Below are 25,130 nucleotides of genomic sequence, written 5' to 3'. Positions count from 1 at the left end.
GTAATTGATATACAGATTTATCAATTGCTTGCAGTTTTATGTTATACAGAAAGATATATTTTGATTTATTGTTTTTATAAATATGTTTTATTTAATAACAATTAAGTCATATTTACGACTACCTATACCAATCTTTTCTGCATGATTTAAACATGTCCGCCATTCTGATTCAGGAGTTGAGTTTGTAAAGTGGTCATGATGATCAACGAAATCAGATTTTGACATGTTGTCGGATAGCTGACTATTTGCTAATGGTTTTGCTGCCATACAAGCATCCACACATGCCTGATCTAGTGCCAAAGGATCGAATGATGCAAACATACCTATATTAGGTAGTATTGGAGCATCATTTTCGAAGTGGCAGTCACAGTTAGGTGAAACATCTATTACAAGAGAAATGTGGAAGCTAGGGCGACCATCGATTACTGCTTTTGTGTATTCTGCCATACGGCAGTTTAGTTCTTCACTGGCTGACCAGTTTGAAAATTCAATTGCATTAAAATTACATGCACCTAGGCAGCGACCACAACCAACACAATTTGTTGTATTTATAGTCATTTTCTTTTTTACATCATCAAACAATAGACCATCATTAGCACATTCACGCTGGCATCTTAGGCATCCTCGGCATTTATCTTCTATGACATGTGGTTTACCATTAAGATGTTGATCTTTTTTTCCAGCACGAGATCCGCAGCCCATGCCAATATTTTTAATAGTACCACCAAAACCAGTCATTTCGTGACCTTTGAAGTGAGTTAGACTGATAAAGATATCAGCGTCCATGATTGCATGACCAATTTTAGCTTCTTTTATATATTCTCCCCCTATTACAGGTACATTGATATCGTCAGTACCTTTTAATCCATCAGCGATGATAACAGGGCATCCTACTGAAAGGGGAGTGAATCCATTCTCCCATGCACATTCAAGATGTTCAAGGGCGTTTTTGCGGCTGCCTGGGTATAATGTGTTGCAGTCAGTTAGAAAGGGTTTGCCACCCAGTTCTTTCACCATATCGGCTACGGCTTTAGCGTAATTTGGACGAAGAAAACCTAAGTTACCAAGTTCGCCGAAGTGCATCTTGATTGCAACGAACTTGTTATCCATGTCTATTTGTCCTATGCCTGCATCTTTAATAAGTCTCTTTAGCTTGGTTGGTAAACCTTCGCCAAGTTTGGTACGGAAATCTGTAAAATAAACTTTTGATTTTTCCATATTTAGTCACCTCTGTAAAATATTAAATTGGTTCATATTTATTATAAAACTTAGAGTTAACTCTAAGTCAATACTTATTTTAAATAAAATAGAAAAAAATTGCTTAAAGAGAACGATGACCTCTTTAAGGTAAAGATAAATGACAGTTATATAAACATTCTGTTTGAAATCATTAAGAATAGTAAGAAAGCTTGATCCACTTGGGCTAACCTTTCTTATGCAATAGGGGAAGTAAATGAAAATGAAGATTCAGCAACAGTTCAAACAAAAATCGCTAATCAGGATTTATCAAATGTAAATAAGGATATATTGAGTTATAAAGATGCAGACAATTCGCCAATTGAAGCAATAAAAAATGCTAAATGATTGATATTAAAATTACTTTTTTACTGAAAGCAACTTTGGGTTGTCAACTTTGTTATATTTAAGTGGTAGAAATATGATAATATTGTCAGTATACTGATATTAGGAGGGATTAAACTATGAGTTTTCAAGAACAATTGCAAACACTTAGAAAAGCGAAAGGTCTATCACAAGAAAAATTAGCTGAATTTTTAGGTATATCAAGACAAGCAGTTGCAAAATGGGAAGTAGGACAGTCTTATCCTGATATAGCCAAATTAATTGCATTAAGTGATTTCTTTAAAGTAAGCATTGATAAATTAGTTAATGACTATGAAGAAAATTGTCGCTTGTATATCCAAGAAAATAAAGTTAACCATATAAATGAAAGTATAATCGATTTTCTATGTAGGGCTAAAAGATCTACATATGCTGGAAATGGGGCAGAGCATAAATCCTCAAGGCCGAAATCTCATGACTTAGAATATGTAGAGGGAAACTTAAAATATATTGACACTTATTTAGGTGGAGAAAGATTCTCAGGAGAAGAAGGGTTATGGGAAGATGATGTTCCATTTTGGTCAATGAATTATACTGGAAGAGTTTTGGATGAAAGATTTTCAGGCAGTTTTTTAAAGGAAGCTTTGAGCTTAGTGACTGAGGAAAATTCATATAGAGGCCCTATTATTTATCAAAATGGACAGTATAAATATCATTGTATTATAAATGGAGAATTTAAGTGGTTTCAAGGATATGAGGAAATATATTTTGATGATATTAAAGTTTATGAATGTTATTTTCACGGAGGATCAATTAAATAGTTAAAATAAGGAGTAATATCATGATGTTAAAAAGGAATGATTTATGTTGGTGTAAAAGTGGATTGAAATATAAAAAATGTCATTTAGAATTTGATAAAAAATTAAGTGACTTAAAAAGAAAAGGATATATAGTACCAGGGAAAAAGCTTATAAAAACAAAAGAGCAAATTGAAGGAATAAAAAAGAGTGCTGAAATTAATAATGGTCTTCTAGATTTAATTAGTGAGAACATCAAAGAAGGTATGACAACAGAGGAAATAGATAAATTAACATATGATTATACAATATCAAAGGGTGGAATACCAGCAGATCTTAATTATGATGGTTTTCCAAAAAGTATTTGTGTGTCAATAAATAATGAGGTATGTCATGGAATACCAAGTAACGATGTTATTCTTAAAAATGGTGATATTGTAAATATAGATGCAACTAGTATATTGAATGGATATTATTCAGATGCATCAAGGATGTTTATGATTGGCGAAGTAAATGAAGAAGCCAAGAATTTGGTTAAAGTGGCTAAGGAATGTCTAAATAAAGGATTGGAAGAAGTTAAACCTTGGGGATTTTTAGGAGACATTGGAGCAGCAATTCAGGAGCATGCAGAAAGTAATGGATATTCAGTAGTTAGAGAATTTGGAGGACACGGAGTTGGATTAGACATTCATGAAGATCCATTTGTTTTTCATTTTGGAAAAAGAGGAACAGATATGGTTTTAGCGCCTGGAATGGTATTTACAATTGAACCAATGATAAATGCTGGAAGTCATGAAATATTCATAGATGAGAATAATGGATGGACAGCATTGACCGCTGATGGATCTCTTTCAGCACAATGGGAACATACAGTTCTTGTAACAGAAGAGGGAGTAGAAGTTATTTCAAAATAACTATGTGATTTTGAGAAAGTGATGTATACTTCAAAATCATTAATAACAGATGAAATTAGCAAAAAGCATTAATATCAATTGGGAATAATTAGATTTGATGTTCCTTATGGTTGTATTAGAATGTTTAATAAAGATATTGAGAAATTATATGAGAATGTGAAATACGGAATCACAGTAACATAAATTGTATATAATAATTAACCTAAAATAGTCTATTTCATAATATAAATCTGTGTATATTATAAAAAAAATGGAATACTAAACATGAGGTGATTTACATGGAAAGTGTATGGAATTCTGAGGTTAATTTTAGAAAAAGAGAAGCTTTAAGTAAAGATATAGAATGTGATATTCTTGTAATAGGGGCTGGAATGGCTGGATTACTTACAGCCTATATGCTTACTAAAAGTGGGAGAGAGGTTGTTGTTATTGATGCTAAAAGTACAGCTAGCGGAGTTACGAAAAATACAACAGCAAAGATAACATGCCAGCATGACTTAATTTACGATAGTATAATTAAGGAATTTGGAGAAGAAGGAGCAAGTCAATATTTTAAGGCTAATCAACTTGCAATAGAAAAGTATAAAGAAATAATTGATGAGGAAAATATTGATTGTGATTTTGAACGCAAGGATGCATATGTGTATTCAGTAGATAATACTAAAAGCCTTGAAGATGAATATATTGCAGCAAAAAAACTAGGAATAGATGCAGAGTTAGTGGATGAAGTAAATCTTCCTTTTAAGGTTAAAGGAGCATTGAAATTTAAAAATCAAGCACAGTTTAATCCACTTAAATTTTTGCAAACAATTTCGGAAAAATTGACTATTTATGAAAATACAACAGCACTTGATATTACAGAAGAAATTTCTGTAGTTACAAAGGATGATATAAAAATTAAGGCAAATAAAATAATAGTAGCAACACATTATCCATTTCTAAATACTCCTGGATATTATTTTATGAGAATGCATCAAGAAAGGTCATATGTTTTAGCTTTAGAAAATGCTCAAGATGTAAATGGAATGTATAAAGGTATTGATAAAAATGCATATTCATTTAGAAATTATAAAAATTTATTAATATTTGGTGGTGCAGCACAAAGAGCTGGTGAAAACGAAGAGGGCGGAGCTTATGAAAAGCTTAGAAAAGCAGCCAAAGAATTTTATCCTAATTCAATAGAAAAATATCATTGGTCAGCACAAGACTGTATGACTTTAGATAATATACCTTATATAGGTCATTATTCATCAAAGACTCCGGATATTTATGTTGAGACAGGGTTTAAAAAATGGGGAATGACAACTTCAATGGTAGCTGCAATGATAATAAGTGATATGATTCTTGGAAAAGAAAATGACTTTTCAGAAATATTTTCACCTGGAAGATTTGATATGTCAGCATCAATGAAAAATGCGGCTAATGATCTAATGATAACTGCAAAGAACTTTATTGCACAGAGAATAGATATTCCAGAGGAAAGTCTTGAAAGTATTCAAAGAGGTCATGGCGGTATCGTAGAATATAATGGCCAAAAAACTGGAGTGTATAAGGATAACGATGGAAAGGTATTTGCAGTATCAACAAAATGTGCACATCTAGAATGTGAACTTCATTGGAATGATGATGAATTAACTTGGGACTGTCCTTGCCATGGTTCAAGATATGATTATAAGGGTAATTGGATAGAAAGTCCTACAAATAAATCTCTTGATGAAATATAGTTTTATAAATAAGAATAAATTCAAATTAGCTAGTGGATTAACAGAGTTTTTTGATTACTTAAAAGAAAGTAAAAATCCTTTTATAATTGCGACAGCTTCAGGAGTGAATAATGTTAAATTATTAATAAGAGTATTGAACTATTCATAACTAAAAATACATTTGTGATATTTTTTATAATTTTAATAAAGATAAAGCAACATTTCATAATGGTATGATATGTTGCTTATTTACATTTATAGAGTAAATATTTATGAAAAAAATCATTATTGTATTTATAAGCTTTATTATAATGTAACAGTGTGGAAGAGCAGTGAGAAATTCAGACTATGATTGTAAAAGCTTAACAGTGCTATATTTACAAAATATGTTATAATCAACCAAAGGATAAATTGTAATTTGTAAGAGAGGAAAATTAAAATATGTGTACTGATTTTGTAAACTTAACAATAGAAAACTGAATTTGGTGAAGTAATAAAACAGAAGTAGGAATTTCAACTTCTGTTTTATTGTTTTGCTAAACGTTTATAAGGCTGTCACAATATGTACATTCAACAATATTAGCTAAACAATATATGGTAAATGTTATATAATAATTATTTTTTGTTAAAAATGAACCAATTGAGAACTTAATGTCTCTAATATATAGATGCATCGATAAGAATAGAAGGGAGATAGTAAATTGTGTGAAGAAGAGCTTGTCATAAAAATCCAGTCTGGTGATATAAATGCATTAGGTGAATTGTTTGAAATATATAAAAATGAATCATACAAATACGCATATCTTATTACAGCTAGCAAGCATACAAGTGAAGATATTGTACAAGAAGCATTTATAAGCTGTTATAACAATGTAAAAAGTCTTAAAAATCCTGAATCTTTTAAATCATGGTTTTTCAAAATGCTTACACGAATTGCATGGAGATATGCAAAAAAAGATAAAAAATCTTTGCCAGTTGACAATATATTTGAAAAGGCAGATGAAAAAAGTATTGATACTTCTATAGATCAATATTTAAGGAAAGAACAAAACAATAATCTTCATGAAGAAATTGAAAAGCTTGATTTAAAACAAAAAACAGTAATTATTCTATATTATTTTAATGGTCTTACAGTTAAGGAAATTGCAAAAATAATGGGATGCTTTGAAGGAACAGTCAAATCGAGACTTCATAGTGCAAGAAAAAAATTAAAAAGCAGTTTAATTAAATGTGACGATGAATATAATCATAGAAATTTAAAGAGGGTGAGACTTAATGAATAAAAATTTTAATGAAAATATAGATCAAAAAATTAAAGAATGCTTAATTGATAAAGCAGATAATGCTTCAATACCCGAAAATATGTTTTTTAAAATTAGAAATGAAATATTAAAAGAAAAGGATAATAAAGGAGTTTTTATTATGAAACATAAATTATTAAAAGCAAAGACATTTATAATTGCGGGGATGTTGATTGTTGCAACAACCGTAACATGCGTTGCAGCAACTAATAAGTCTGCAATATTTGGTTCATCATCTCATCTAACTGAAGTTAAAACTTTTCCAAGTGAAGATAAAGTAAAAGAGAGTGTTGGCTTTACACCTAAATATGTTGGATCCTTTAATAATGGATTTAAATTTGATACATTTAACTATAGAAACAATGAGGTCCGTGATGATAAGGGAGCTGCTGTTGAGAAATACAAGAGTGCAGATTTTGATTATAAAAAAGAAGGTTCTAAAAAAAATCAGAGTTTGGGTATGTCTGCTGCGAAAGTAGATCAGAAACATTTCGATGAAAATATTTCAAACAATGCTGTATCAGTAGAATATAAGGGAATAAAAATTGAATATACTAGCAACCAATACAAGTCAGTTCCAGAAGGATATGAGCCAACAGATGAAGAAAAAGAATTAGAAAATAAAGGACTTCTTGAAATTGGATATGGAAGTGACAAAGACGAAATAGAAGTTAGTCAAAATCAAACAGTCATGTGGTATGAAGATGGAATATCTTATTCTATCCTCAATATGGATTATACTGAATTAAGTCAGGATGATATGATTAATATGGCAAAAGAAGTTATAGGATAAAAAGACTATCCCTGAGGAATTATATCATTTATTCCTTGGAGCTTAATGTATTTTTATTAAATTTACACAAAATTTTTATAGAGTCTATAAACTTAGAAAACAATTCACTGAAAGTAAAAAATGCTGCATTAAATAAAAGTTTTATTAAAGGCATAAGATATAATAAACAATTTAAGATTAAGTAAAAATTTTAGGTAAAATATAATTAGGACAGTAGATAATTTTGTAAAAAAGCAAAACTATCTATTGTCCATTTTTTATTTAAAGTACGGAAATTTATTTATATGATATATAATATTTTATAGGAAGGAGATGATTTGTGATTATGGATGATAATCAACGAGTTCAGGCATCAAAAAATCCATTTATTTTAATGCCTATTTTATTACTTATGTGGGGATCGTTAGCAGCAACAAGTAAATTGCTTTTGAATCATTTGGATAGCTATCAAGTTTTGTCTTATATGTATGGGTTGGCTGTTATTGTATTTTTAATAATTTTAATATTCAAAGGAAGTTTAAAAGATATTTTATCATGGAAACTATCAGAAATCAGTTTATTAGCTCTATGTGGTATTCTAGCCTTTCTCTATGATATATTATTATTTAAAGCGCTTGAGGTCATTCCAGCAATAGAAGCATCTATGCTCAATTATTTATTTCCAATTTTTATTGTTATTTTTGCTATACCTATAAATAAAGAAAAGTTAAATATTTATAAGGTTAGTTCAATATTAATTGGATTTATAGGAACTGTTCTTTTAATAACAAAGGGCGACTTAGTAAGCTTGAAATTTACAAATTTTAAGGGAGATATGATGGCGATGATAGCTGCTATAAGCTGGGGACTTTTTAGTAATCTTGTTAAGAAAAATACAAAAGACATGTTGCTCAGTACATTTTTTATTACAGTTATATCTTTTGTTTTATCTATATTTGGTGTCACTTTCTTTTCAAGTTTTAAACTTCCGCAAATTACTGATTTATATGGCCTTTTATGGTTAAGTATGAGTAATATAGTCGCTGGATCCTTTCTTTATTTTCAAGCTTTAAAATATTCACCAGCTTCTTTGATTGCAAGTTTTACATTTTTTACACCATGTGTTACTTTATTTTTTATTTTTCTATTGTTAGGGGAGAAGTTAACAATGATAGAGTTTTTTGCATCTTTATTGATATTATCAAGTGTACCTGTTCAAAAAATCAGTGTTTTAATAAAGAACAAAAATAGAAAGAAGTTAATGTAGAATAGAAGTATATTATTTTATAACTAAATTACATATATAGAAGAACAGTGGTATAATAAAAAGATGTTTCTGATTATATAATAAATACATAAATTATAAAAGATTTGAGACGAGTAATGTGAGCAAAGACAAAAAATATGGTTATAGTGGTAAATGTGAAGAAAAATATGAAGTGACTTTTGAAGAAGAAAAAAGCAAAGTAGATTCATCAAAGCTATGTGATCTAGCCAATACAGATTACCCATGGACATCATGTGGTATAGATAGAAAAACTAAAGAGAGTGAAGAAAAGTAAAATTACAAGACAAAATAACATACCCAGAAAATATATTGGTTAAACCTACATAAACTTCATTTGAAAGTTTTATTTATCATCTGAAGTTTATGTGGGTTATTTGTAGTTGCTAGAATTTAATTTTAATTAATATATAACTTTTGTACATTAAATTTATTTTGAAGTATCTGATGAATCGGAAGAATTTGTTGTATTACCTTTTTTAGAAGCAGATTTTTTAGCACTGCCAGAGTAAACGCTGCTAGCGGAATTTTGTACTGAATTGTTTGAATTTAATATCTTTAAACCTTCGACATCATATGCATTTCTAACCATAATTATGATCTCCTTTCGTTTTTTGTAAGTGTTAATTACAATAATCAAGAATACCTAATGTATTTAACAAATATATTTTTCCTTTATTGCGTTAGTTTATACTGGAAGTTTATCACTTTAAATGACTATTATAATTATAGGCACTACAATACAACACAAAGAAGAGGAAAAGTTATGATTATTGCAGAAATAAGTAAAAAATTGACATTTTCATTCAAACATTTCGATATTATGTAGATATTATGAACGTATAGGACTGTGTCCGTTAGTCAACCGAGATACTAAAGATTTTATTGAGAAATACTTTAATAACGTAAGTATAAAAAGGAAAGTGAAAAATTTACTCCTGTATGCATGTTTTGTTGTAGTTTCTAATTTAATTGTTAATTATAAAAAGGGAGAAACATGTTGGATAAATTATTTGAGTGTACTGTGTTTTTGTTTTTGATAGAAATTTTATTAATCTTTTTTTAGTATAGATTATATAATAAACAACGATTAAAGCAGTATTGTGAAAATTGATACTGATATTCATAATAAATGTCAAGAGAGATGTAACAAATGGAATAACAAAGAAGAGAATATATATTGATATTTAAAAATAAGTTAATAGGATAGGGAAGGGAATTGTTATAAAGATATGTTTTAGTATTTAATGTATTATAAAATCGTGTAGAAACAAACAAATAAAAAAAGCTGTACTACAAGGTATGTAAACCAAGTAATACAGCAATTCATCTAAATAAATGGTGCCGCTGGCCGGATTCGAACCGGCACGATATCACTACCAGAGGATTTTGAGTCCACCACGTCTGCCAATTCCATCACAGCGGCATGTTAGCTGACAAAACATATTCTAGCATGTATTAGAAAATATTGCAATACTTATTTTTAAAAAAATATATTTTGCTTTTTACATGTTTTTATAAAGTTACAGTTATCATTGATGATTAAAGCTCAGATAGCAAAAATATCTGTTTTTACGTTTCTGTTTCATAATTTAATTTTAATCCTATATTTATATTAAACAATAAATTAGTCTTTTAATATTCATACAATTAAATTTTACAACAACAAAGTTATATGCAATATTGTGTTAATGTATTTAAGAAGTTGAAAAAAATACAATTTTTAAAAATTAAAATAACTTTTTGTAGATTTCTTAGAGAAAATTTCAAATAAAGGTTGTTACAAGTTAAATCATTTGCTAAAATAGCAGTAGGGGAAAAATGCCCCACTGGGTTATTTTATGTCCAGTACAATTAGAAAGCTTAGAAATAAGGTTTAAAAGTTGTGATTATCTATTAATTAGGGAGGAGCAAAAATATATGATGTATTCAAAAGAAGTTGAAGAAATGTGTGTACTTGCTAAAGGTCCTAATCACGGACCAGCACCAATTCCTGCAGAAGGAAAATGGGTTCAATCTAAAGAAGTAACTGATATATCAGGATTAACTCACGGAATAGGTTGGTGTGCACCACAACAAGGAGCTTGTAAGTTAACTTTAAATGTTAAGGATGGTATCATTCAAGAAGCATTAGTTGAAACAATTGGATGTTCAGGAATGACTCATTCAGCTGCTATGGCTTCAGAAATATTACCAGGAAAAACTATATTAGAAGCATTAAACACAGACTTAGTTTGTGACGCTATAAACACAGCTATGAGAGAATTATTCTTACAAATCGTTTATGGAAGAACTCAAACTGCATTCTCAGAAGGTGGACTACCTATCGGAGCAGGTCTTGAAGATTTAGGTAAGGGATTAAGATCTCAAGTTGGTACTATGTACGGAACTCTTGCAAAAGGACCTAGATACTTAGAAATGGCAGAAGGTTATGTAACTGAAGTTGCTGTTGATGAAGATAAAGAAATCATTGGATATAAGTTTGTTAACTTAGGAAAAATGATGGAAAATGTAGCTAAGGGAATGGATGCTAACGAAGCATTAGAAGCAGCTAGAGGTCAATACGGTAGAGTTGCTGATGCAGCTGAATTAATGGATCCAAGACATAAATAATTATTTGTAAAGGAGGAAATATTATTATGGCATTATTTGAAAGTTATGAAAGAAGAATTAACCAAATCACTCCTGTATTAGAAAAATACGGAATGAAGACTCTAGAAGATGCAAAGGCAGTCTGCGCTGAAAAAGGAGTAGATGCTTATACAATTGCAAAAGAAACTCAACCAATCGCATTTGAAAATGCTGGATGGGCTTATACTTTAGGAGCTGCTATAGCTATAAAGAAAGGTTGCACAAAGGCTGCTGATGCTGCTGAAGCAATCGGAGAAGGATTACAAGCATTCTGTATCCCAGGATCAGTTGCAGATGACAGAAAAGTTGGTTTAGGACACGGAAACTTAGGAGCTATGCTTTTAAGAGAAGAAACTAAATGTTTCGCATTCTTAGCAGGACACGAAAGTTTTGCTGCTGCTGAAGGTGCTATTAAAATAGCAGAAAAAGCTAACAGAGTAAGAAAAGAACCTTTAAGAGTTATCTTAAATGGTCTTGGAAAAGATGCTGCATTCATTATTTCAAGAATTAATGGATTCACATATGTTCAAACTCAATTTGACTACTATACTGGAGAAGTTAAAGTAGTTAAAGAAAAAGCTTACTCTACAGGAGAAAGAGCTAAAGTTAAATGTTATGGTTGTGACGATGTTAGAGAAGGTGTTGCAATAATGCACAAAGAAGGCGTTGATGTATCAATCACTGGTAACTCAACTAACCCAACTAGATTCCAACATCCAGTTGCAGGAACATATAAGAAAGAATGTATCGAACAAGGTAAGAAATACTTCTCAGTAGCATCAGGTGGTGGTACAGGAAGAACTCTTCACCCAGATAACATGGCTGCAGGTCCAGCTTCATACGGTATGACTGATACTATGGGAAGAATGCATTCAGATGCACAATTCGCAGGATCATCATCAGTTCCAGCTCACGTTGAAATGATGGGTCTTATCGGAATGGGTAACAACCCAATGGTAGGAGCTACTGTTGCAGTTGCTGTTGCTGTTGAAGAAGGTATGGCGAAGTAATTGGTATTACTGGCTTTACAGACTTTAAGATAATTAAATACTTAAAATAATATATAGCACACATCATATTTTTTGAAAAATAATTTTTAAAATATGACGTGTGCTATTTTCACGTCTATTTCTTGGAGGGATTTTATGAAAAAATTAAAGATGAACTACAGAAATGATAAAACTTTTAAGGAAGGATTTGAGGAATATATCTTAAACTGTAGATCTAGAAATTTACGTGAGGGAACTATTAAACATTATATTGAATCATATAAGCAGATAATCAAATATTTTGATGAAAGTATATTATTATCTGATATAAACAAGAAAACATTTGAAGAATTTATTATAAAAATCGAAAAAAATAAAGATGTAAGTTCACAAACGTTGTATACTTATTGTAGAGATCTTAAGACAATAATTAATTTTTTTATAAATCAAGAGTATACTGCTGCATTTAAGATAGTGTTACCTAAAGTTGATAAACATCCTATAGAAACATATTCTGATGAAGAATTAGATAAATTGCTTAAAAAACCAAATTTAAAAAAATGTGATTTTTGTGAATATAGAAATTATGTTATAACAGCTTTTTTCTTATCTACTGGAATAAGATTAACTAGTCTTATAAATATTAAAATAAAAGATTTGAAGCTTAATGAAGAATGTGTGGATATAATGCATACGAAGAATAGAAAAGCTCTCACAATTCCTTTAAATAACCAAATAATAAAAATTATAAAAGAATATTTGAATTATAGGCAATATTCAAATACTGAAGATTATTTGTTTTGTAATATCTATGGTAAACAACTAACTAAATCAGCACTCACACAAGCTTTAGGTGGTTACAATAAGAGTAAAGGAATAAAACATACAGGCATACATAGATTACGTCATACATTCGCTAAGAAGTGGATTTTGGCAGGTAATAGTGTTGTGAGTTTAAGAAAGATATTAGGACATAGTAGTTTAGAAATGACTCAAAATTATATAAATATATTGGTTTCAGATTTGAAAAAAGATGTAGATAATTATAACATTCTACAGGAATTTAATAATACTTTTATTAAAATAAATAATAAAAAGAAATAATCTTACATAATTAAATATGCAAGATTACTTCTTTATTATTTTATAATTATTTACAAGTTCATGTATTTTGAATAAAAATTCCTTGGTGTATTTATCTAATAAATTGAAATTATGTTTTTCTTCAGTTCGTCCCAATAAATAATCCAAGCTTACATTAAATACATCTGCTATCTTGACTAGAACGCTTAAACTAGGTTCAACACCACCATTTTCATATCCATTTATGCTTGATCTAGATACATTTATATATTCCGCAAGTTGGTCCTGTGTAATGCCTTGGTCTTTTCTTAGTAATTTAATTCTTTCACCTAACAATGCTATATGCTCCTTATATTCTTTTAATTATAATTATACAGGAGCATATTGTTAGACAATGGCTATTAAATAATCATTTTGATGTAAAAAAGGTGATATTATAATCAAATTGAGTATGGTTTGATAAATTAATTGTTTTAAAGCAAATCTGTTTTTTTAAAATATCCACAATCAATATCTGCAAAAAATATAAATAATTGTACAGGGCAACATTTCAATTCTTTACTTAATTCTTTTATCATATACAAATTAGGTTCATAGCCTTTTACTTTTCTTTCTAGTCTACTGACGTAACTTTTGCTTTTTCGTATTCTTTTTCCTAATTGTGATTGATTTAGACCTCTTATTCTTCTTTTGTGTTTAAGTATAGTTAACACCTCACTTTTTTTAGTGTCTTATTGTGGGGAAATGTTGTAATATATACAACCCTTTTGGGTGTATAATAATTTTAAAGCAAAACAGACAAGCTTTGCAATGTAAAAAAATACAAGTAGTTAAGGAGACACTAATGATGAATGCTGCAGAAGAATATTTATTATATATTTTAAGTAAAAAAAATGGACAACTATAAAAGCTACTTTTTCTATTTTGATTATATATTGCTAAAAATAACATAAATATGCTATAATATACATAATCTTTCAAAATAGGTAAGGTAATTTTATTATAAAAGTTGATGTTAATCCATATTTTTAAGAGACGCAAATTTATTATACATAGAGATTTAATAGACCAATAGATCAATATAATACTATTAACATCTTTATTATAAAATACTTATTGAATTTGAAAGGGGACATATCAATGATCAAGTATAAAGAAAAAGAAAATCAGCTTAATGAAGCTGAGGAATATTATCTAGAGATAATGAAAATACTTGAAGAACATAATAAAAAGAAAGCACAACATACAAATTAATGTTGTGCTTCTTTTAATTTATTGCTTATTTCTTTATCTAACATAGTATGTAATATTATTTTTATTTTCTCATCATATGTACCATCTTGTTTTATATCTCCGCTTTTTATAAATGTATCTATTAAAGTATTTAGAGAAGCCAAGCCTTTATATTCATTTTCACCAAAAAGCCACCAATGAACACTCTTTCCACTCATTTCTGACAAGGCTTGAACCAATGTATTACTTGGAGGAATCTTTCCTGTAGCTACATTACTAACATATCCTTTAGTTACATTAGCCTTATCTGCTATATCAATTTGTTTTATTCCATTTTCTTTCATCCATATTTTTAAACGATTATTAAAATCCATTACATTCACCTCACTTTTTATTATACATATTTATTGACTATAGTCAATAAAAGTAAACAAAAGTAAACAATAAATATATAGAGTATATAAAAGTATATAAAAGTTTAATTACGAAAAATGAAGTAAAATAGTATAAAGTATTGTAAAATAAAGTAATGGGAACATAGTTTCGCTAGATTAATGTATATAAAAGTATATGAAAGTTTATAAAAGTAAAATATGAGTTTATAATAAAAACATACCAAGTGAGGGGAGGTAAGACAAATGCCTATAAACATAAACAAAGTTAAAGAAATAATGTTAGAAAAAGGCATAGCACCAAGTAAATTAGCTGAAAAAATGGAAGTTTCAAAAAGTAGAGTTTCGCAGATATTAAGTGACGAATCATCAAGTTCAAGAATAAAAACCATTCATTCTTTAGCAAATGCACTTGATGTAAAACCTACAGATATTCTAAAGGAGGAATAAGCATATGAATGAATCAGAAGAATACTTATTGGAAATTCTATATAAAAGTATACAAAAGTATACAAAAAGTTAACATAATTAAATATTGGTCAAGCCTAGTAAAAACCACACACCGCTAGGGCTAACATGGTGAGGAATTGGAAAGATAAAAAGCAATTATTTTAAGGAGGACAAAGTTATGAAGAATACTGGAATAGTAAGAAAAGTAGATGACTTAGGAAGAATTGTAATACCAAAAGAGTTAAGAAAGACTCTAAACATTAATGAAGGTGATGCATTAGAAATATTCACTGAAAGCAAGGACATAATCTTAAGAAAGTATCAATCAGGCTGTCATTGCTGTGGAGAAATGAAAAACTTAACAACTATATTAGGCTTAGATATATGCCCTAAATGTTTGCAAGAATTTAATAAAGCTGCAGAAGAAGTAAACAAAGTAAGAAAGGCTGAATAATTATGAAACCTACAGGAACTAAGTTTAAAACTAAGGACGGAAAAGAATGGGAAGTTGTGAATACTAATTTGGGTTTGTTTTTAACTTGCGTTCATAGAGGTAAAACTCTAGAATTTAGAGATTTTGATTACGAAGAATTGGAAGGGGTTGAGTTTTATTGAAAAAATTCAATATTAAAGGTGAAGAATACAGAGTTATAAAAGATTACAAAGATTTTTATTTCTGCGTTAGTGAATTTGGCTTTAACTTTAAGAGGATACCTAAATTGGTAAGGGTTAAATAGGTGGCAGTATGAAGCATGGTAAAAAATTAACTGTGGAAATGAAAAAGTTTCTAAGATCTAAAGGGTATGAAGTTGGGTGCTATTTATTTGTAAAAAATACTTCTGATGTTTTAGTTATTTTGAATAAGGAAACTGGACAAACCGAAGAAGTTAGGAGGTAGTATGGGGAGCATTGCAGCAATAGTACAAATAGCATCCAATAGAGCAAAGGCTAAAGAGATCGCCTGTAGAGTTCAAATGAAAAGAGAACTTAATCAAGATTCAAGAGCATTTGGAGATATTCTAAATGAAGAAATAGACAAACTTTATAAAGAAAAAGCTATCAAGGATGACCGCCAAGAAATCCTAGATAGCAAAGAAAATCAATCAAGAATATTATAGCACATACTGGAGGTATGTAAATGTCAATAAGTCTTAAACAATTAAATCAAAAAGCAGCAGCAGTAAGTTGTATTGTTAAAGATATTACTGTCGCTAGAGTTCCTAAAGTGGAAGATTTAGAGGACTTAGAAAGAAACTTTGAACAACTTTATAGCATGATTTTAGATGTTGGTGAAACATTAGATGCAGTTTTATCTGATATAGAAAAGTAGGTGTTTGTATGAACATTCTAAAGGAAACGCATAGCAGACTTGAATATCAATGCTTAAAGTTAAAAGATTTACAAGAGTGCTTAGAACAACCAGTCACTAATGATTGTGCAAAATATTTAAAAGGTAAAATTTATAGCACTAGTAAGAGTATTGAGTATTATCAAGGATTAATTAATATTTTAGAAAAAGTTAAGGAGAGTGAAAATTAATGGGATTACCAGTATTAATTATGGGGGAAAGTGGAGCAGGAAAAAGTGCAAGCTTAAGAGAGTTTGAAATTGATCAAGTAGGAATATTTAATATAGCAGGCAAACCACTACCTTTTAGAAAGAAACTTAATAGATATAATAATGTAAATTATGACCGCATTTTAAAGAGTCTTAAGACACCTAAATTAAAGTGTTATGTAATAGACGATAGTCAATACCTAATGGCATTTGAAATGTTTGATAGAGCCAAGGAAACAGGCTATAACAAGTTTACTGATATGGCATTGAATTTTAGAAATTTAATACAGTTTATCATTACAGGCACACCTGATGATGTGATTGTATATTTTCTTCATCATATTGAGACAACGCCAGAAGGTAAGATTAAAGCCAAGACAGTAGGAAAAATGTTAGATGAAAAACTGACTCTAGAGGGTTTATTTAGTATAGTTCTACTTTGCAAAACAGATGGCGAAAGACATTATTTTGAGACTCAATCAGATGGCTATACAACCTGTAAGAGTCCAATGGAAATGTTTGAGAAGGAAATAGATAATGACTTAAAAATGGTTGATAAGACCATAAGAGAATATTATGAATTTGAAAGTGAGGATAAATAGTTATGATTAAACCACAAGATTTCGATAATGTACAAGCTTTTGAAGGGTATGAAAAATTTGAGCCAGGCGGACATGTTTGCAAAATTATACAGGTAAGTGAAACTGAAAGTTCAAATGGACATAGACCAATGATAGTTGTATTACTTGATGCTGATACAACAGATAAACAAGCAGGATATTGGAAGAGAAGATTTGACAGTGACCAAAGACAAAATAAAAAATACCCAAACAATGCAACAGTTAGACAACTTGTATATGATGCAGACAATAACACAAATAGAGGTTTCAAGACGTTTATAGAAATGGTAGAGAAAAGTAATCCAGGATTCCAAGTACAATGGGGCAATAACTTTGCAGCTTGCTTCAAAAATAAGTTAGTTGGTGGAGTATTTGGAGAAGAAGAATACTTGGATAAGAATACAGGAATAAGTAAATTTGCAGTTAAATTTCAAAATTTCAAGACAGTTGAAGAAATAAGAAAAGGTGTTGAAGTTCCTAAAAAGAAATTGCTTAACCCTGGTAGCAATAGTAATAACTCATTTAATTATGACACAGAAATTACACCAGTAGATGATGGGGACATGCCATTCTAGCCTATAGGAGGTAATAAAGATGATTTTATTAAGAAAGCTTAGGCAAGAAAAAGGATTATCGATTGAAAAATTAGCTAAAGAAATTGATATTAAAGAATCTACAATACGTAATATTGAAAATAAGATATATAAAGCTTCAAATGAGAATTCGAAGAAATTTGCAAAATATTTTAATGTTAGTGATCCAAAAAAATTAACTGAAAATGTTGATGAATTAATTAAAGAGAAAAGATGTCTTAATCAAAGATGTCCACTTAATAAAGAGTGTTATTGCCAATCTGACCAAGTAATAGCAGGCGAATATTGCAAAAGCCAAAAATTAATTACCGATAAGTCTAAAAAAGTTAGCTTTAATAATACACAAGCTTTATTTGTAGAATAGGTAAGAAACTATAGATATTATGTGTTAATAAAGGAGAAAAAATGTATATTCAAGATATAGATTTGAAACTTAAAGATTGGGCCTTTAGCCAAAGAAAAGGACTACCTTATGAATTGAAGTTGCTACTAACAAAAAAGAGAATTGAAGATTGGTACAGCTATTGGCAATGTGATGTATATGTAAGTTTCTCAGGTGGTTTAGATAGTACAGTTCTTTTACATTTAGTAAGAGAACATTTATACAATGATATACCTGCTGTATTTGTTGATACTGGACTTGAATATCCAGAGCTAAGGGCATTTGTTAATACCTTTGATGATGTAACAATATTAAAGCCTCAAAAGTCATTTAGGCAGGTTATAAAAGAATATGGATATCCAATAGTAAGCAAAGAAACAGCAGCTAAAATAAGAAAATTAAGACATGGAAATTTATCAGATAAGTATAGAAATTACTTAATGAATGGTGATGAAAGAGGATCATTAGGAAAGTTAGCAGATAAGTGGAAGATTCTTTTAAATGCTCCTTTTGATACAAGTGAAAAATGTTGTGATGTTATGAAAAAGAAACCTTTCAAAGAATACCATAAAAAGACCAATAGATATCCTTACATTGGAATTACTCAAGATGAAGGATTCCAAAGACAAAGACAATATGAAAAGACTGGCTGCAATGTTTATGAAGCAAATGCTCCTAAAAGTCAACCAATGGGATTTTGGACTAAACAAGATGTATTGAGATATGCATTTGAAAATAACCTTAAAATATGTAGCGTTTATGGGGAAATAGTTTGTGAAAGTGGGATTTATAGAACTACAGGAGTAGAAAGAACTGGTTGTATATTTTGTGCATTTGGATGTCATTTAGAGAGATGTCCTAATAGATTTCAAAAAATGCAAACAACACACCCACAGCTCTACCAATATTGCATGAAGGATTGGGAACAAGGTGGATTAGGATTGGCAAAAGTTTTAGATTATATAAATGTTCCATATATGAATAATGTCAAGGTGTTAAAAGAACCAGGGCAAGGAGCATATCAGCAATTTAAAATGACAATTTAATGAGTAATTTGAGCATTTAACAACATTGTTATTTGCTCTTATTATCAAATGATTTCAAGTGAGAAGGTGATTAAATGGAGGAAGTGTGGAAGGATATAAAAGGCTATGAAGGACTTTATAAGGTTAGTAATTTAGGTAGAGTTAAAAATATAAAAAGAAACAAATTACTAAAATTGCAATTACAAAAAGATGGATATTTAAGAGTTGGTTTATATGATAAAAATGTAAATTATAGCACTAAGAAGGTTCACAGACTTGTAGCGGAAGTATTTATATCTAACCCTAATAATTATAAATGCGTAAACCATAAAGATGAAAACAAGTCTAATAACAATGCTGATAACTTAGAATGGTGCACTCATCATTATAACAATTCATATGGGAGTAGAGGAAAAAGAATAAGTAAAACAATGCTTAAGAAATATAAAGGTAACCCGCTATCACATAGACATAGACCAGTTATTTGCATTACTACAGGAGAAAAATTTACTACTACAAAAGCAGCAGGAGAAAGATATGGTTTAATTCCAAGCTATATAACTGCCATGTGCAAAGGGCAATTAAAACAAGCTAATGGATATAAATTTAAATATCTAGAGGAGGCACAAAATGAGATATCGTTTCACGGATAAAGAGATAGATAGAATACAAAAAAATTTAACAATATTAACAGATACAAGGGAACAATCCAATAGTCATATTATTAGATTTTTAGATAGTAAAAAAATTAATCATAAGTCTATGAAGCTTGATTATGGTGATTATTCGATTATGTTGCCAGCTAATAGTTTTAAAGGACAACAAAGAGATATATATTTCACTAATGACATTGTTATAGAAAGAAAATTTTGCATTGATGAAATTGCTATGAATTTTAAAGACAAAAAAACAAACATCAATGAAGTTAATAAAGAAATAGTTGAATTACTTGGAAAAGAATATTTAGCAAAGGTTTTAAAATCTGATTACAACAGATTTAAGCAAGAATTGACTGGTATAAATAAAAATGGAATTGAGTTCTTTATATTCATTGAAGATAAGAATTTTGATGAAAATATAAGACAAGCCAATTATAGGAGTCAATATGATCCTCAATCATTATATGGAAGAATTAAATCTTTAGAAAGAGAATTTAGAACAATTATACGACCTATAGGCAAAGAATGTATGGGAAGTGAAATATTCAATACTCTTAAGTATGGTGTTAGAAATAAATTTGTTCATGAGGGTTATATAGACGAATTTACATGGGATGTAGTTAATGATTATGAAAGTGGAGGAATTAGTTAATGAGTAAAAAGTTAAATATAATCGAGGCTATGAAAATGCCTATAGGAACAGAATTTGAGGTTATTTTTAATGGTGAAAAGATATCTAATAATACAATGATAATTTCATTAGCTTTGACAAGGACTAAAGAATATAAAATTATAGACTGGAAATTCCATCCTAAAGATACTGTTATGAAGCCATATGACTTTTTAATTAATGGAGTATTCATCCCAATTCAACAGCCAGTAAGCTTTATGGAAGTAGTTAAGACTAAAAGAAAAGTTAAAGTTGAATGTGAAGGATATTTCAAAGTTCGTGAATATAGATGTTTGCATGAAATATTGCAAAAGATAATTGATAATAATTTCGGAGAAGAAGATAAAGCACTTAATAATTTCATTACTAAAGGCAAATGGTATATAGAAGAGAGTGGGGCTGATTCTAATGACCAGTAAAGAAGAAAAAGAGATACTTCAAAAGGCAATCAATACATTTGGAGCCAATCAGCAGATTATAAAAGCTATGGAAGAGTTAGGCGAATTAAGCACAGCATTAGCAAGATATTTTGATAAGAATAAAATTGATTGCAATAACATTTATGAAGAGATAGCAGATGTTGAAATAATGTGCAGTCAGCTTAGACTAATATTTGATAACTATGTAATAGATCATTACAAGGAAATGAAATTAAATAGGCTCAAAGGAGTTGTTTGGTAGTGAAAGATTATCTTAATAATTCAGAAACAAAAGAAATGATAATACTTAGCCAAGCAAGAAATCTAATCAAACACTTTGTTGATGGTGATGTAATGACGAAAGAGGAAAAAACTAGTCTTAAAAAGGCTAGTACCTTTATTAAAAAGAGTTTAATTAGTTTAAATCAACGTTTAGGAGAACAGCAAGCTAAAAAATTTGTTAGATTAAACAAAAACTCAAGGGTTGTAGTAATTACCAATAGTGAATTAGAGGTATTACAAAAGCGTAAAAGTGCTGAGCTTGATGCAGCCTTTGAAGATAGTAAAGAGTATTTTGATCTAGTGGAAATAACAATGGATATGAATTGCAAGAATTGTACTAAGTGCTTTAAAGATTGTGATTTGTACAAGCACTTTGATGAACAGGAAGTAATACCTTTTGACGAGGGAACGGATTTAAAAAACTGTAAATTTGCCTATATAGGTGATGATATTGCAAAGAAGTGTGAATGAAATAATAGACCAAGCTATTAAAAATACGCTCTTAAGACTAAGAAATAATAAACCTATAGAGATTGAAATAAAAAGGACAGGCAATAAAAAAGCACTACACCAAAAAGGTAAAAATAAAATCAAGAAATTTAGTATATAGAAAGGAATGAAAAGCTATGGAAAAGTTTAAAGAATTAGTTGAATTAGCAGCTAACAAAAACGTAAGAGCAGAAATATTAATTCGTAATGATAGAGATAGAGGTTGGTTCGTACATTTGTTATTCCCAATAGATAGTTTTAATGGAGAACATGAATTTAAAAGTCTTTTTAAAGAGTATTCACATGACCTAGATGCTTTATTAAATAGGTTGGAATTGTTTATTCACAATACTCAATTTTAAGGTGAAATCATGGAAAGTTTAAATGATTCAAAGAAAAAATATAATGCCTTACTAGATAGAAATAGTAAGGCAGAAGCCTACTTAAATACTCATAGTTGGTTAGAATATGAAACTCCATTAAAAAATAAGGATGGCACATACATGACTAAAGATGATGGAAATGGTAATCCAATGTATATTAGTGCTCATACTATGTTTGATGATTTAGTAGTTGATTTAAGTCAAACTAAGAAACAGATTGAAACTTTACTCTATAGAAATATGACAGAATATGAAATTTGGAACGGATTTAAAGTATAAAAGGAGGTGCAAGAGTTGAAAGAAATACAAGACATTGATTTAAGGACATTGATAGAGCAGGAAACAGGACAAAGATTTAATAAGGATAATAAGATAAATTCTCCATTTACAAACGAAAAAACACCTTCATTTGCAATATATTTTGATAGTAACGCTAATAAGTGGAAATTTAAAGATTTCTCCAATAGTGGTAAGAATGGTGATGCACTTGATTTCATAATGGAATATAAAAATTTTAACTATAAAGAAGCTAGGCAATATCTTGGTTTAGAAGTGGAAAAGACAGAAGCTGAAATCTTTGAAGACCAAATTAAAAAGCATATTGATATTCAGCTACAGGATTTTAAGAGAGGTTATAAATTATTAGGATTATTTACTTTTGTAGATGAAAATAACAAACCTATATATTGCAAGGCTAAATTTCTTAAGCCAGATGGCAAGAAAGAAACTCCTTACTATTCAGTTCGCAATGGACAAGTAATTGATAAAAGGGGACATGATGAAGTTCCTTATAATTATTACAACCTACTTAAAGGCATAGCCGAGAATAAGACTATAGTCTTCTTGGAAGGGGAAAAAGATGTTAATACGATAAATAATACTCTTAGCAAGAAAAACTTTGTAGCAACTTCAATAAAAGGCTTTAAGGACTATGACAAAATTAAATCTGAATTTATGAAGATTGCAGCAATTGGTGATACAGGAGCAGCAGGACAAAAGTACATTGATAATATTAAATTCAACTTTCTAAAGGGTGCCAGTAGCTTCAAAATAGTTAATCTTCCAGGTATAAAGTCTTTAGGTGACAACAAGGATGTTACAGACTGGCTAGAGGCTGGACATACTAAATACGATTTATTAAATGCTTTTAAAAGAAGCTTAGATTTAAAGAATAAATTTGAATTGCAACAAGATGGTCAAGGAGTTTACCAGCTAAAGAAAAGTAAAGATGAAGAAGACAACTTTATAAGAAATTATTTGACAGACTTTAATATACTTGAAGCTAGTAAAATAGATAAATTAGACGAAGGTATACAATGTATAAAACTTAAAATTAAAAGTTGTGTAGATGGTAAAACAATGGAGAAAGAAGGACTTTCTAAGATATTTGATGATGTAAGAGCCTTTAGAAATTACTTAGGTATGGATTTTAGTTTTACTGGTAAGAGCATAAATGATTTAGTTGAGTTAAAGAGATGGATTAATAAGTATTTTGCAATAGATAATGAAGAAATTCATATTGGATCTAAAATATTGCCTATAGATGATACAGATAAGTTTAAATTAATCACATCTAAAGGCACAATATATCAAGATAAAGTTGACAATAGTACAGTATGCGAAAAAAGTAATATTTACATTGCAGATACAAAGCCTATAGAGAAGCAAGAGCTCCAGGAGTTAATGCAACATTTGTTCAGATTTATAAATTACAATCAAGCAATTTCAATAATAGGAAGTGCACTGAGCTTCTTAGAAATAAGTCAAAATATAGCTTTAGATTCCCAGTTACATCATTTATTCATAATTGGAGAAAGCCAAACAGGTAAAACTACAATACTAGAAAAAGTAGTCATGCCACTTCTTAATTATCCTAAATGTGACAAAAAAACAATGTCTTCCACAGCCCATTCAATCAAAGAAGAGTTAGCCATGGGAAATTATCCAATCGTATATGAAGAATTTAAACCGAGTAAAATGACAGATTATAAAAAAGATGAATTAAGTAATATTTTTAGAAGTGCATATGATAGGGATGCAATATCTAGAGGCGATAAAGGTTTTGGAGTTAAAGATGTAAAGTTAACAAGGCCTATGATAATAGCAGGTGAGGAAACAATACCAAACAATGAAAAAGCTATTATTACTAGAAGCTGCATAGTGTACATGGGTAGAAATGAAAGAACACCAGAAACTAGCCAGTCTGTATTTTGGTTACAGGATCACAAAGAATACTTAGAGAAGTTAGGCAAAAGCATTGTATTAGAAGTATTAAACTTGCCTGTAGATGAATATAAAAACTTACGTATTAGCTTAAGAGATAAATTCACTATAAAGGATAGACCACTTAATACAGCTATCAATATTGCATGTGGAATTGAATTATTAAATAAGGTATTAATTAAGCATGGTTTACAGCCTTTAGAAGACTATTATGGTGCCATTGAACAAAATATATTTGATGAAGTTTTAAATGGCCGTGATGACACAGAAAACACTATTGAGCAAATGATAATTTTATTTAATGACATTCTACAGGATAGTAATTATATAGCTGCATATAAAGCAGTAAAAACCGAAAGAGGTAAAACATATATAAGATCACAAATGCTAGTTGATACATTGTTTAAATATCAAAGAGATTACCAAAGTATAGACATTAATATGGTTAAGATTAAAGATTTTAAAAAACAAGCTAAGAAAAGCGGTTATATTATTAAATCTAATGCTAAGCAATTTAGAGATAATAATCCAAATTCAATTAGTTATGGTACTAATGCCTGGTATGACGAGTATGACACTAATAAATTAGTTGATTTAAAGGTAGGGGAAATTGTCGATTGCGAACTAATGGAAGAAGCAGTTAGCATGGCAGAGAAGAATATATTTGGTGTTGCTAAGTAATGCGGAATGTGTTTATTTTGCGTATTAGCAAAGGTAA

The 25,130-nt window shown here is 29.5% G+C and carries 37 protein-coding genes and 1 tRNA gene; 32 read left to right on the top strand and 6 right to left on the bottom strand.

Annotation, left to right across the window (positions count from 1 at the left end):
• Nucleotides 1-87: 87 nt before the first annotated feature.
• Nucleotides 88-1,218 carry a DUF362 domain-containing protein gene (locus tag CLSA_RS14595; protein ID WP_022747154.1) on the bottom strand — a complete coding sequence of 377 codons (1,131 nt, stop codon included), beginning with the start codon at nucleotides 1,216-1,218 and terminating at the stop codon, nucleotides 88-90.
• A gap of 482 nt (nucleotides 1,219-1,700) precedes the next feature.
• Between CLSA_RS14595 and CLSA_RS14590 the strand changes: the two genes are divergently transcribed.
• The 9 genes from CLSA_RS14590 (at nucleotide 1,701) to CLSA_RS23495 (ending at nucleotide 8,609) form a co-directional block, all read left to right on the top strand.
• Nucleotides 1,701-2,381 carry a DUF5680 domain-containing protein gene (locus CLSA_RS14590; protein WP_022747153.1) on the top strand — a complete coding sequence of 227 codons (681 nt, stop codon included), beginning with the start codon at nucleotides 1,701-1,703 and terminating at the stop codon, nucleotides 2,379-2,381.
• A 20-nt stretch (nucleotides 2,382-2,401) separates the two neighbouring features.
• On the top strand, nucleotides 2,402-3,271 hold the full coding sequence (locus CLSA_RS14585) for a methionyl aminopeptidase (protein ID WP_022747152.1): 870 nt from the start codon (nucleotides 2,402-2,404) through the stop codon (nucleotides 3,269-3,271).
• A gap of 78 nt (nucleotides 3,272-3,349) precedes the next feature.
• Nucleotides 3,350-3,454 carry a L,D-transpeptidase family protein gene (locus tag CLSA_RS24600; protein ID WP_335618195.1) on the top strand — a complete coding sequence of 35 codons (105 nt, stop codon included), beginning with the start codon at nucleotides 3,350-3,352 and terminating at the stop codon, nucleotides 3,452-3,454.
• Between the two features lie 95 nt (nucleotides 3,455-3,549).
• The gene (locus tag CLSA_RS14580; RefSeq protein ID WP_022747151.1) at nucleotides 3,550-4,995 is read left to right on the top strand and encodes an FAD-dependent oxidoreductase; all 1,446 of its coding nucleotides are present in this window, start codon (nucleotides 3,550-3,552) and stop codon (nucleotides 4,993-4,995) included.
• Entirely contained in the window at nucleotides 4,985-5,143 is a 159-nt protein-coding gene (locus CLSA_RS22880; RefSeq protein WP_022747150.1) for a hypothetical protein, read from the top strand. The genes CLSA_RS14580 and CLSA_RS22880 overlap by 11 nt, the downstream gene beginning before the upstream one ends.
• Before the next feature lie 532 nt (nucleotides 5,144-5,675).
• Entirely contained in the window at nucleotides 5,676-6,257 is a 582-nt protein-coding gene (locus CLSA_RS14575; protein WP_022747149.1) for an RNA polymerase sigma factor, read from the top strand.
• Nucleotides 6,250-7,068 (top strand): hypothetical protein, encoded by an 819-nt coding sequence (locus CLSA_RS14570; protein WP_022747148.1) that lies wholly within the window; start codon nucleotides 6,250-6,252, stop codon nucleotides 7,066-7,068. Before CLSA_RS14575 ends, CLSA_RS14570 begins: the two co-directional genes overlap by 8 nt.
• Nucleotides 7,069-7,393: 325 nt before the next feature.
• Nucleotides 7,394-8,314, top strand: coding sequence for a DMT family transporter (locus tag CLSA_RS14565; RefSeq protein ID WP_041716290.1), 921 nt, complete (start codon nucleotides 7,394-7,396; stop codon nucleotides 8,312-8,314).
• A 118-nt stretch (nucleotides 8,315-8,432) separates the two neighbouring features.
• Nucleotides 8,433-8,609 carry a hypothetical protein gene (locus CLSA_RS23495; protein ID WP_022747146.1) on the top strand — a complete coding sequence of 59 codons (177 nt, stop codon included), beginning with the start codon at nucleotides 8,433-8,435 and terminating at the stop codon, nucleotides 8,607-8,609.
• 153 nt (nucleotides 8,610-8,762) lie between these two features.
• Here CLSA_RS23495 and CLSA_RS23490 read toward each other — a convergent pair whose 3' ends face one another.
• Together CLSA_RS23490 and CLSA_RS14560 are read right to left on the bottom strand one after the other, a co-directional pair.
• Complete coding sequence (locus tag CLSA_RS23490; protein WP_022747145.1) at nucleotides 8,763-8,924, bottom strand: hypothetical protein; 162 nt, start codon at nucleotides 8,922-8,924, stop codon at nucleotides 8,763-8,765.
• Between the two features lie 747 nt (nucleotides 8,925-9,671).
• A tRNA-Leu gene (locus tag CLSA_RS14560) sits at nucleotides 9,672-9,758 on the bottom strand.
• Between the two features lie 494 nt (nucleotides 9,759-10,252).
• Here CLSA_RS14560 and CLSA_RS14555 point away from each other — a divergent pair.
• The 3 genes from CLSA_RS14555 to CLSA_RS14545 all read left to right on the top strand — a co-directional run bounded on the left by CLSA_RS14555 (nucleotide 10,253) and on the right by CLSA_RS14545 (nucleotide 13,056).
• On the top strand, nucleotides 10,253-10,945 hold the full coding sequence (locus CLSA_RS14555; protein ID WP_041716289.1) for an iron-sulfur cluster assembly scaffold protein: 693 nt from the start codon (nucleotides 10,253-10,255) through the stop codon (nucleotides 10,943-10,945).
• A gap of 26 nt (nucleotides 10,946-10,971) precedes the next feature.
• Nucleotides 10,972-11,973 (top strand): GGGtGRT protein, encoded by a 1,002-nt coding sequence (locus CLSA_RS14550; protein WP_022747143.1) that lies wholly within the window; start codon nucleotides 10,972-10,974, stop codon nucleotides 11,971-11,973.
• A gap of 135 nt (nucleotides 11,974-12,108) precedes the next feature.
• Nucleotides 12,109-13,056: a tyrosine-type recombinase/integrase gene (locus tag CLSA_RS14545; protein WP_022747142.1), complete on the top strand. Its 948-nt coding sequence runs from the start codon at nucleotides 12,109-12,111 to the stop codon at nucleotides 13,054-13,056.
• 24 nt (nucleotides 13,057-13,080) lie between these two features.
• Here the strand turns inward: CLSA_RS14545 and CLSA_RS14540 are convergent, their stop codons facing one another.
• The 3 genes from CLSA_RS14540 to CLSA_RS14535 form a co-directional block, all read right to left on the bottom strand.
• Entirely contained in the window at nucleotides 13,081-13,371 is a 291-nt protein-coding gene (locus tag CLSA_RS14540) for a helix-turn-helix domain-containing protein (protein WP_022747141.1), read from the bottom strand.
• Between the two features lie 137 nt (nucleotides 13,372-13,508).
• Complete coding sequence (locus tag CLSA_RS24380) at nucleotides 13,509-13,748, bottom strand: helix-turn-helix domain-containing protein (RefSeq protein ID WP_022747140.1); 240 nt, start codon at nucleotides 13,746-13,748, stop codon at nucleotides 13,509-13,511.
• A 537-nt stretch (nucleotides 13,749-14,285) separates the two neighbouring features.
• The gene (locus CLSA_RS14535) at nucleotides 14,286-14,642 is read right to left on the bottom strand and encodes a helix-turn-helix domain-containing protein (protein WP_022747137.1); all 357 of its coding nucleotides are present in this window, start codon (nucleotides 14,640-14,642) and stop codon (nucleotides 14,286-14,288) included.
• Nucleotides 14,643-14,906: 264 nt separating this feature from the next.
• On the opposite strand from CLSA_RS14535, the gene CLSA_RS14530 reads away from it, so the two are divergent.
• The 20 genes from CLSA_RS14530 (at nucleotide 14,907) to CLSA_RS14450 (ending at nucleotide 25,093) form a co-directional block, all read left to right on the top strand.
• Nucleotides 14,907-15,110 carry a helix-turn-helix domain-containing protein gene (locus CLSA_RS14530; RefSeq protein ID WP_022747136.1) on the top strand — a complete coding sequence of 68 codons (204 nt, stop codon included), beginning with the start codon at nucleotides 14,907-14,909 and terminating at the stop codon, nucleotides 15,108-15,110.
• A gap of 178 nt (nucleotides 15,111-15,288) precedes the next feature.
• On the top strand, nucleotides 15,289-15,564 hold the full coding sequence (locus tag CLSA_RS14525; protein WP_022747135.1) for an AbrB/MazE/SpoVT family DNA-binding domain-containing protein: 276 nt from the start codon (nucleotides 15,289-15,291) through the stop codon (nucleotides 15,562-15,564).
• A gap of 2 nt (nucleotides 15,565-15,566) precedes the next feature.
• On the top strand, nucleotides 15,567-15,725 hold the full coding sequence (locus CLSA_RS23175; protein ID WP_022747134.1) for a hypothetical protein: 159 nt from the start codon (nucleotides 15,567-15,569) through the stop codon (nucleotides 15,723-15,725).
• Nucleotides 15,722-15,847 carry a hypothetical protein gene (locus CLSA_RS24375; protein WP_022747133.1) on the top strand — a complete coding sequence of 42 codons (126 nt, stop codon included), beginning with the start codon at nucleotides 15,722-15,724 and terminating at the stop codon, nucleotides 15,845-15,847. The genes CLSA_RS23175 and CLSA_RS24375 overlap by 4 nt, the downstream gene beginning before the upstream one ends.
• Before the next feature lie 8 nt (nucleotides 15,848-15,855).
• The gene (locus tag CLSA_RS23170; RefSeq protein WP_022747132.1) at nucleotides 15,856-16,008 is read left to right on the top strand and encodes a DUF6906 family protein; all 153 of its coding nucleotides are present in this window, start codon (nucleotides 15,856-15,858) and stop codon (nucleotides 16,006-16,008) included.
• A gap of 1 nt (nucleotide 16,009) precedes the next feature.
• Nucleotides 16,010-16,228, top strand: a complete 219-nt coding sequence (locus CLSA_RS14520) for a hypothetical protein (RefSeq protein ID WP_022747131.1) — start codon at nucleotides 16,010-16,012, stop codon at nucleotides 16,226-16,228.
• A 20-nt stretch (nucleotides 16,229-16,248) separates the two neighbouring features.
• Nucleotides 16,249-16,440: a hypothetical protein gene (locus tag CLSA_RS14515; RefSeq protein ID WP_022747130.1), complete on the top strand. Its 192-nt coding sequence runs from the start codon at nucleotides 16,249-16,251 to the stop codon at nucleotides 16,438-16,440.
• Between the two features lie 8 nt (nucleotides 16,441-16,448).
• A complete protein-coding gene (locus CLSA_RS14510; protein WP_022747129.1) occupies nucleotides 16,449-16,649 on the top strand; it encodes a hypothetical protein in 201 nt (66 codons plus the stop codon).
• Nucleotides 16,649-17,269: a P-loop NTPase family protein gene (locus CLSA_RS14505; RefSeq protein WP_022747128.1), complete on the top strand. Its 621-nt coding sequence runs from the start codon at nucleotides 16,649-16,651 to the stop codon at nucleotides 17,267-17,269. Before CLSA_RS14510 ends, CLSA_RS14505 begins: the two co-directional genes overlap by 1 nt.
• Before the next feature lie 2 nt (nucleotides 17,270-17,271).
• A complete protein-coding gene (locus CLSA_RS14500; protein WP_022747127.1) occupies nucleotides 17,272-17,862 on the top strand; it encodes a hypothetical protein in 591 nt (196 codons plus the stop codon).
• A gap of 19 nt (nucleotides 17,863-17,881) precedes the next feature.
• A complete protein-coding gene (locus tag CLSA_RS14495) occupies nucleotides 17,882-18,244 on the top strand; it encodes a helix-turn-helix domain-containing protein (RefSeq protein ID WP_022747126.1) in 363 nt (120 codons plus the stop codon).
• A gap of 41 nt (nucleotides 18,245-18,285) precedes the next feature.
• Nucleotides 18,286-19,308, top strand: coding sequence for a phosphoadenosine phosphosulfate reductase domain-containing protein (locus CLSA_RS14490; RefSeq protein ID WP_022747125.1), 1,023 nt, complete (start codon nucleotides 18,286-18,288; stop codon nucleotides 19,306-19,308).
• Between the two features lie 74 nt (nucleotides 19,309-19,382).
• The gene (locus tag CLSA_RS14485) at nucleotides 19,383-19,940 is read left to right on the top strand and encodes an NUMOD4 domain-containing protein (RefSeq protein ID WP_022747124.1); all 558 of its coding nucleotides are present in this window, start codon (nucleotides 19,383-19,385) and stop codon (nucleotides 19,938-19,940) included.
• The gene (locus tag CLSA_RS14480; protein ID WP_022747123.1) at nucleotides 19,918-20,598 is read left to right on the top strand and encodes an ERCC4 domain-containing protein; all 681 of its coding nucleotides are present in this window, start codon (nucleotides 19,918-19,920) and stop codon (nucleotides 20,596-20,598) included. Before CLSA_RS14485 ends, CLSA_RS14480 begins: the two co-directional genes overlap by 23 nt.
• Nucleotides 20,598-21,035, top strand: a complete 438-nt coding sequence (locus CLSA_RS22185) for a hypothetical protein (protein WP_022747122.1) — start codon at nucleotides 20,598-20,600, stop codon at nucleotides 21,033-21,035. Before CLSA_RS14480 ends, CLSA_RS22185 begins: the two co-directional genes overlap by 1 nt.
• Nucleotides 21,025-21,297 carry a nucleoside triphosphate pyrophosphohydrolase family protein gene (locus tag CLSA_RS14470; RefSeq protein ID WP_022747121.1) on the top strand — a complete coding sequence of 91 codons (273 nt, stop codon included), beginning with the start codon at nucleotides 21,025-21,027 and terminating at the stop codon, nucleotides 21,295-21,297. The genes CLSA_RS22185 and CLSA_RS14470 overlap by 11 nt, the downstream gene beginning before the upstream one ends.
• Nucleotides 21,297-21,788: a DUF5651 domain-containing protein gene (locus CLSA_RS14465; protein WP_022747120.1), complete on the top strand. Its 492-nt coding sequence runs from the start codon at nucleotides 21,297-21,299 to the stop codon at nucleotides 21,786-21,788. Before CLSA_RS14470 ends, CLSA_RS14465 begins: the two co-directional genes overlap by 1 nt.
• Before the next feature lie 155 nt (nucleotides 21,789-21,943).
• Nucleotides 21,944-22,168, top strand: a complete 225-nt coding sequence (locus CLSA_RS14460; protein WP_022747118.1) for a hypothetical protein — start codon at nucleotides 21,944-21,946, stop codon at nucleotides 22,166-22,168.
• A gap of 9 nt (nucleotides 22,169-22,177) precedes the next feature.
• Nucleotides 22,178-22,468: a hypothetical protein gene (locus tag CLSA_RS14455; RefSeq protein WP_022747117.1), complete on the top strand. Its 291-nt coding sequence runs from the start codon at nucleotides 22,178-22,180 to the stop codon at nucleotides 22,466-22,468.
• Nucleotides 22,469-22,483: 15 nt separating this feature from the next.
• The gene (locus CLSA_RS14450; protein WP_022747116.1) at nucleotides 22,484-25,093 is read left to right on the top strand and encodes a CHC2 zinc finger domain-containing protein; all 2,610 of its coding nucleotides are present in this window, start codon (nucleotides 22,484-22,486) and stop codon (nucleotides 25,091-25,093) included.
• The last annotated feature ends 37 nt before the right edge of the window (nucleotides 25,094-25,130 follow it).

Origin of the sequence: Clostridium saccharobutylicum DSM 13864 (genome assembly GCF_000473995.1) — a bacterium.
In the GTDB taxonomy this organism is placed as follows: Bacteria; Bacillota; Clostridia; order Clostridiales; family Clostridiaceae; genus Clostridium; species Clostridium saccharobutylicum.
Note: the sequence above shows the minus strand (reverse complement) of the source record. Positions and strands in the feature narration are given on the sequence as shown.

Bases quoted from the DNA above. Each gene is read 5' to 3' on its own strand.
- CLSA_RS14520 (WP_022747131.1), top strand. From the start codon at position 16,010: ATGGGGAGCATTGCAGCAATAGTACAAATAGCATCCAATAGAGCAAAG.
- CLSA_RS14585 (WP_022747152.1), top strand. From the start codon at position 2,402: ATGATGTTAAAAAGGAATGATTTATGTTGGTGTAAAAGTGGATTGAAA.
- CLSA_RS14530 (WP_022747136.1), top strand. From the start codon at position 14,907: ATGCCTATAAACATAAACAAAGTTAAAGAAATAATGTTAGAAAAAGGC.
- CLSA_RS22880 (WP_022747150.1), top strand. From the start codon at position 4,985: ATGAAATATAGTTTTATAAATAAGAATAAATTCAAATTAGCTAGTGGA.
- CLSA_RS14470 (WP_022747121.1), top strand. From the start codon at position 21,025: ATGACCAGTAAAGAAGAAAAAGAGATACTTCAAAAGGCAATCAATACA.
- CLSA_RS23490 (WP_022747145.1), bottom strand. From the start codon at position 8,924: ATGGTTAGAAATGCATATGATGTCGAAGGTTTAAAGATATTAAATTCA.
- CLSA_RS14525 (WP_022747135.1), top strand. From the start codon at position 15,289: ATGAAGAATACTGGAATAGTAAGAAAAGTAGATGACTTAGGAAGAATT.
- CLSA_RS14490 (WP_022747125.1), top strand. From the start codon at position 18,286: ATGTATATTCAAGATATAGATTTGAAACTTAAAGATTGGGCCTTTAGC.
- CLSA_RS14545 (WP_022747142.1), top strand. From the start codon at position 12,109: ATGAAAAAATTAAAGATGAACTACAGAAATGATAAAACTTTTAAGGAA.
- CLSA_RS23175 (WP_022747134.1), top strand. From the start codon at position 15,567: ATGAAACCTACAGGAACTAAGTTTAAAACTAAGGACGGAAAAGAATGG.
- CLSA_RS14555 (WP_041716289.1), top strand. From the start codon at position 10,253: ATGATGTATTCAAAAGAAGTTGAAGAAATGTGTGTACTTGCTAAAGGT.
- CLSA_RS22185 (WP_022747122.1), top strand. From the start codon at position 20,598: ATGAGTAAAAAGTTAAATATAATCGAGGCTATGAAAATGCCTATAGGA.
- CLSA_RS14550 (WP_022747143.1), top strand. From the start codon at position 10,972: ATGGCATTATTTGAAAGTTATGAAAGAAGAATTAACCAAATCACTCCT.
- CLSA_RS14580 (WP_022747151.1), top strand. From the start codon at position 3,550: ATGGAAAGTGTATGGAATTCTGAGGTTAATTTTAGAAAAAGAGAAGCT.
- CLSA_RS14565 (WP_041716290.1), top strand. From the start codon at position 7,394: ATGGATGATAATCAACGAGTTCAGGCATCAAAAAATCCATTTATTTTA.
- CLSA_RS14510 (WP_022747129.1), top strand. From the start codon at position 16,449: ATGAACATTCTAAAGGAAACGCATAGCAGACTTGAATATCAATGCTTA.
- CLSA_RS14480 (WP_022747123.1), top strand. From the start codon at position 19,918: ATGAGATATCGTTTCACGGATAAAGAGATAGATAGAATACAAAAAAAT.
- CLSA_RS14595 (WP_022747154.1), bottom strand. From the start codon at position 1,218: ATGGAAAAATCAAAAGTTTATTTTACAGATTTCCGTACCAAACTTGGC.
- CLSA_RS23170 (WP_022747132.1), top strand. From the start codon at position 15,856: ATGAAGCATGGTAAAAAATTAACTGTGGAAATGAAAAAGTTTCTAAGA.
- CLSA_RS14505 (WP_022747128.1), top strand. From the start codon at position 16,649: ATGGGATTACCAGTATTAATTATGGGGGAAAGTGGAGCAGGAAAAAGT.
- CLSA_RS14500 (WP_022747127.1), top strand. From the start codon at position 17,272: ATGATTAAACCACAAGATTTCGATAATGTACAAGCTTTTGAAGGGTAT.
- CLSA_RS14590 (WP_022747153.1), top strand. From the start codon at position 1,701: ATGAGTTTTCAAGAACAATTGCAAACACTTAGAAAAGCGAAAGGTCTA.
- CLSA_RS14455 (WP_022747117.1), top strand. From the start codon at position 22,178: ATGGAAAGTTTAAATGATTCAAAGAAAAAATATAATGCCTTACTAGAT.
- CLSA_RS14485 (WP_022747124.1), top strand. From the start codon at position 19,383: ATGGAGGAAGTGTGGAAGGATATAAAAGGCTATGAAGGACTTTATAAG.
- CLSA_RS14515 (WP_022747130.1), top strand. From the start codon at position 16,249: ATGTCAATAAGTCTTAAACAATTAAATCAAAAAGCAGCAGCAGTAAGT.
- CLSA_RS14535 (WP_022747137.1), bottom strand. From the start codon at position 14,642: ATGGATTTTAATAATCGTTTAAAAATATGGATGAAAGAAAATGGAATA.
- CLSA_RS14460 (WP_022747118.1), top strand. From the start codon at position 21,944: ATGGAAAAGTTTAAAGAATTAGTTGAATTAGCAGCTAACAAAAACGTA.
- CLSA_RS14495 (WP_022747126.1), top strand. From the start codon at position 17,882: ATGATTTTATTAAGAAAGCTTAGGCAAGAAAAAGGATTATCGATTGAA.
- CLSA_RS14570 (WP_022747148.1), top strand. From the start codon at position 6,250: ATGAATAAAAATTTTAATGAAAATATAGATCAAAAAATTAAAGAATGC.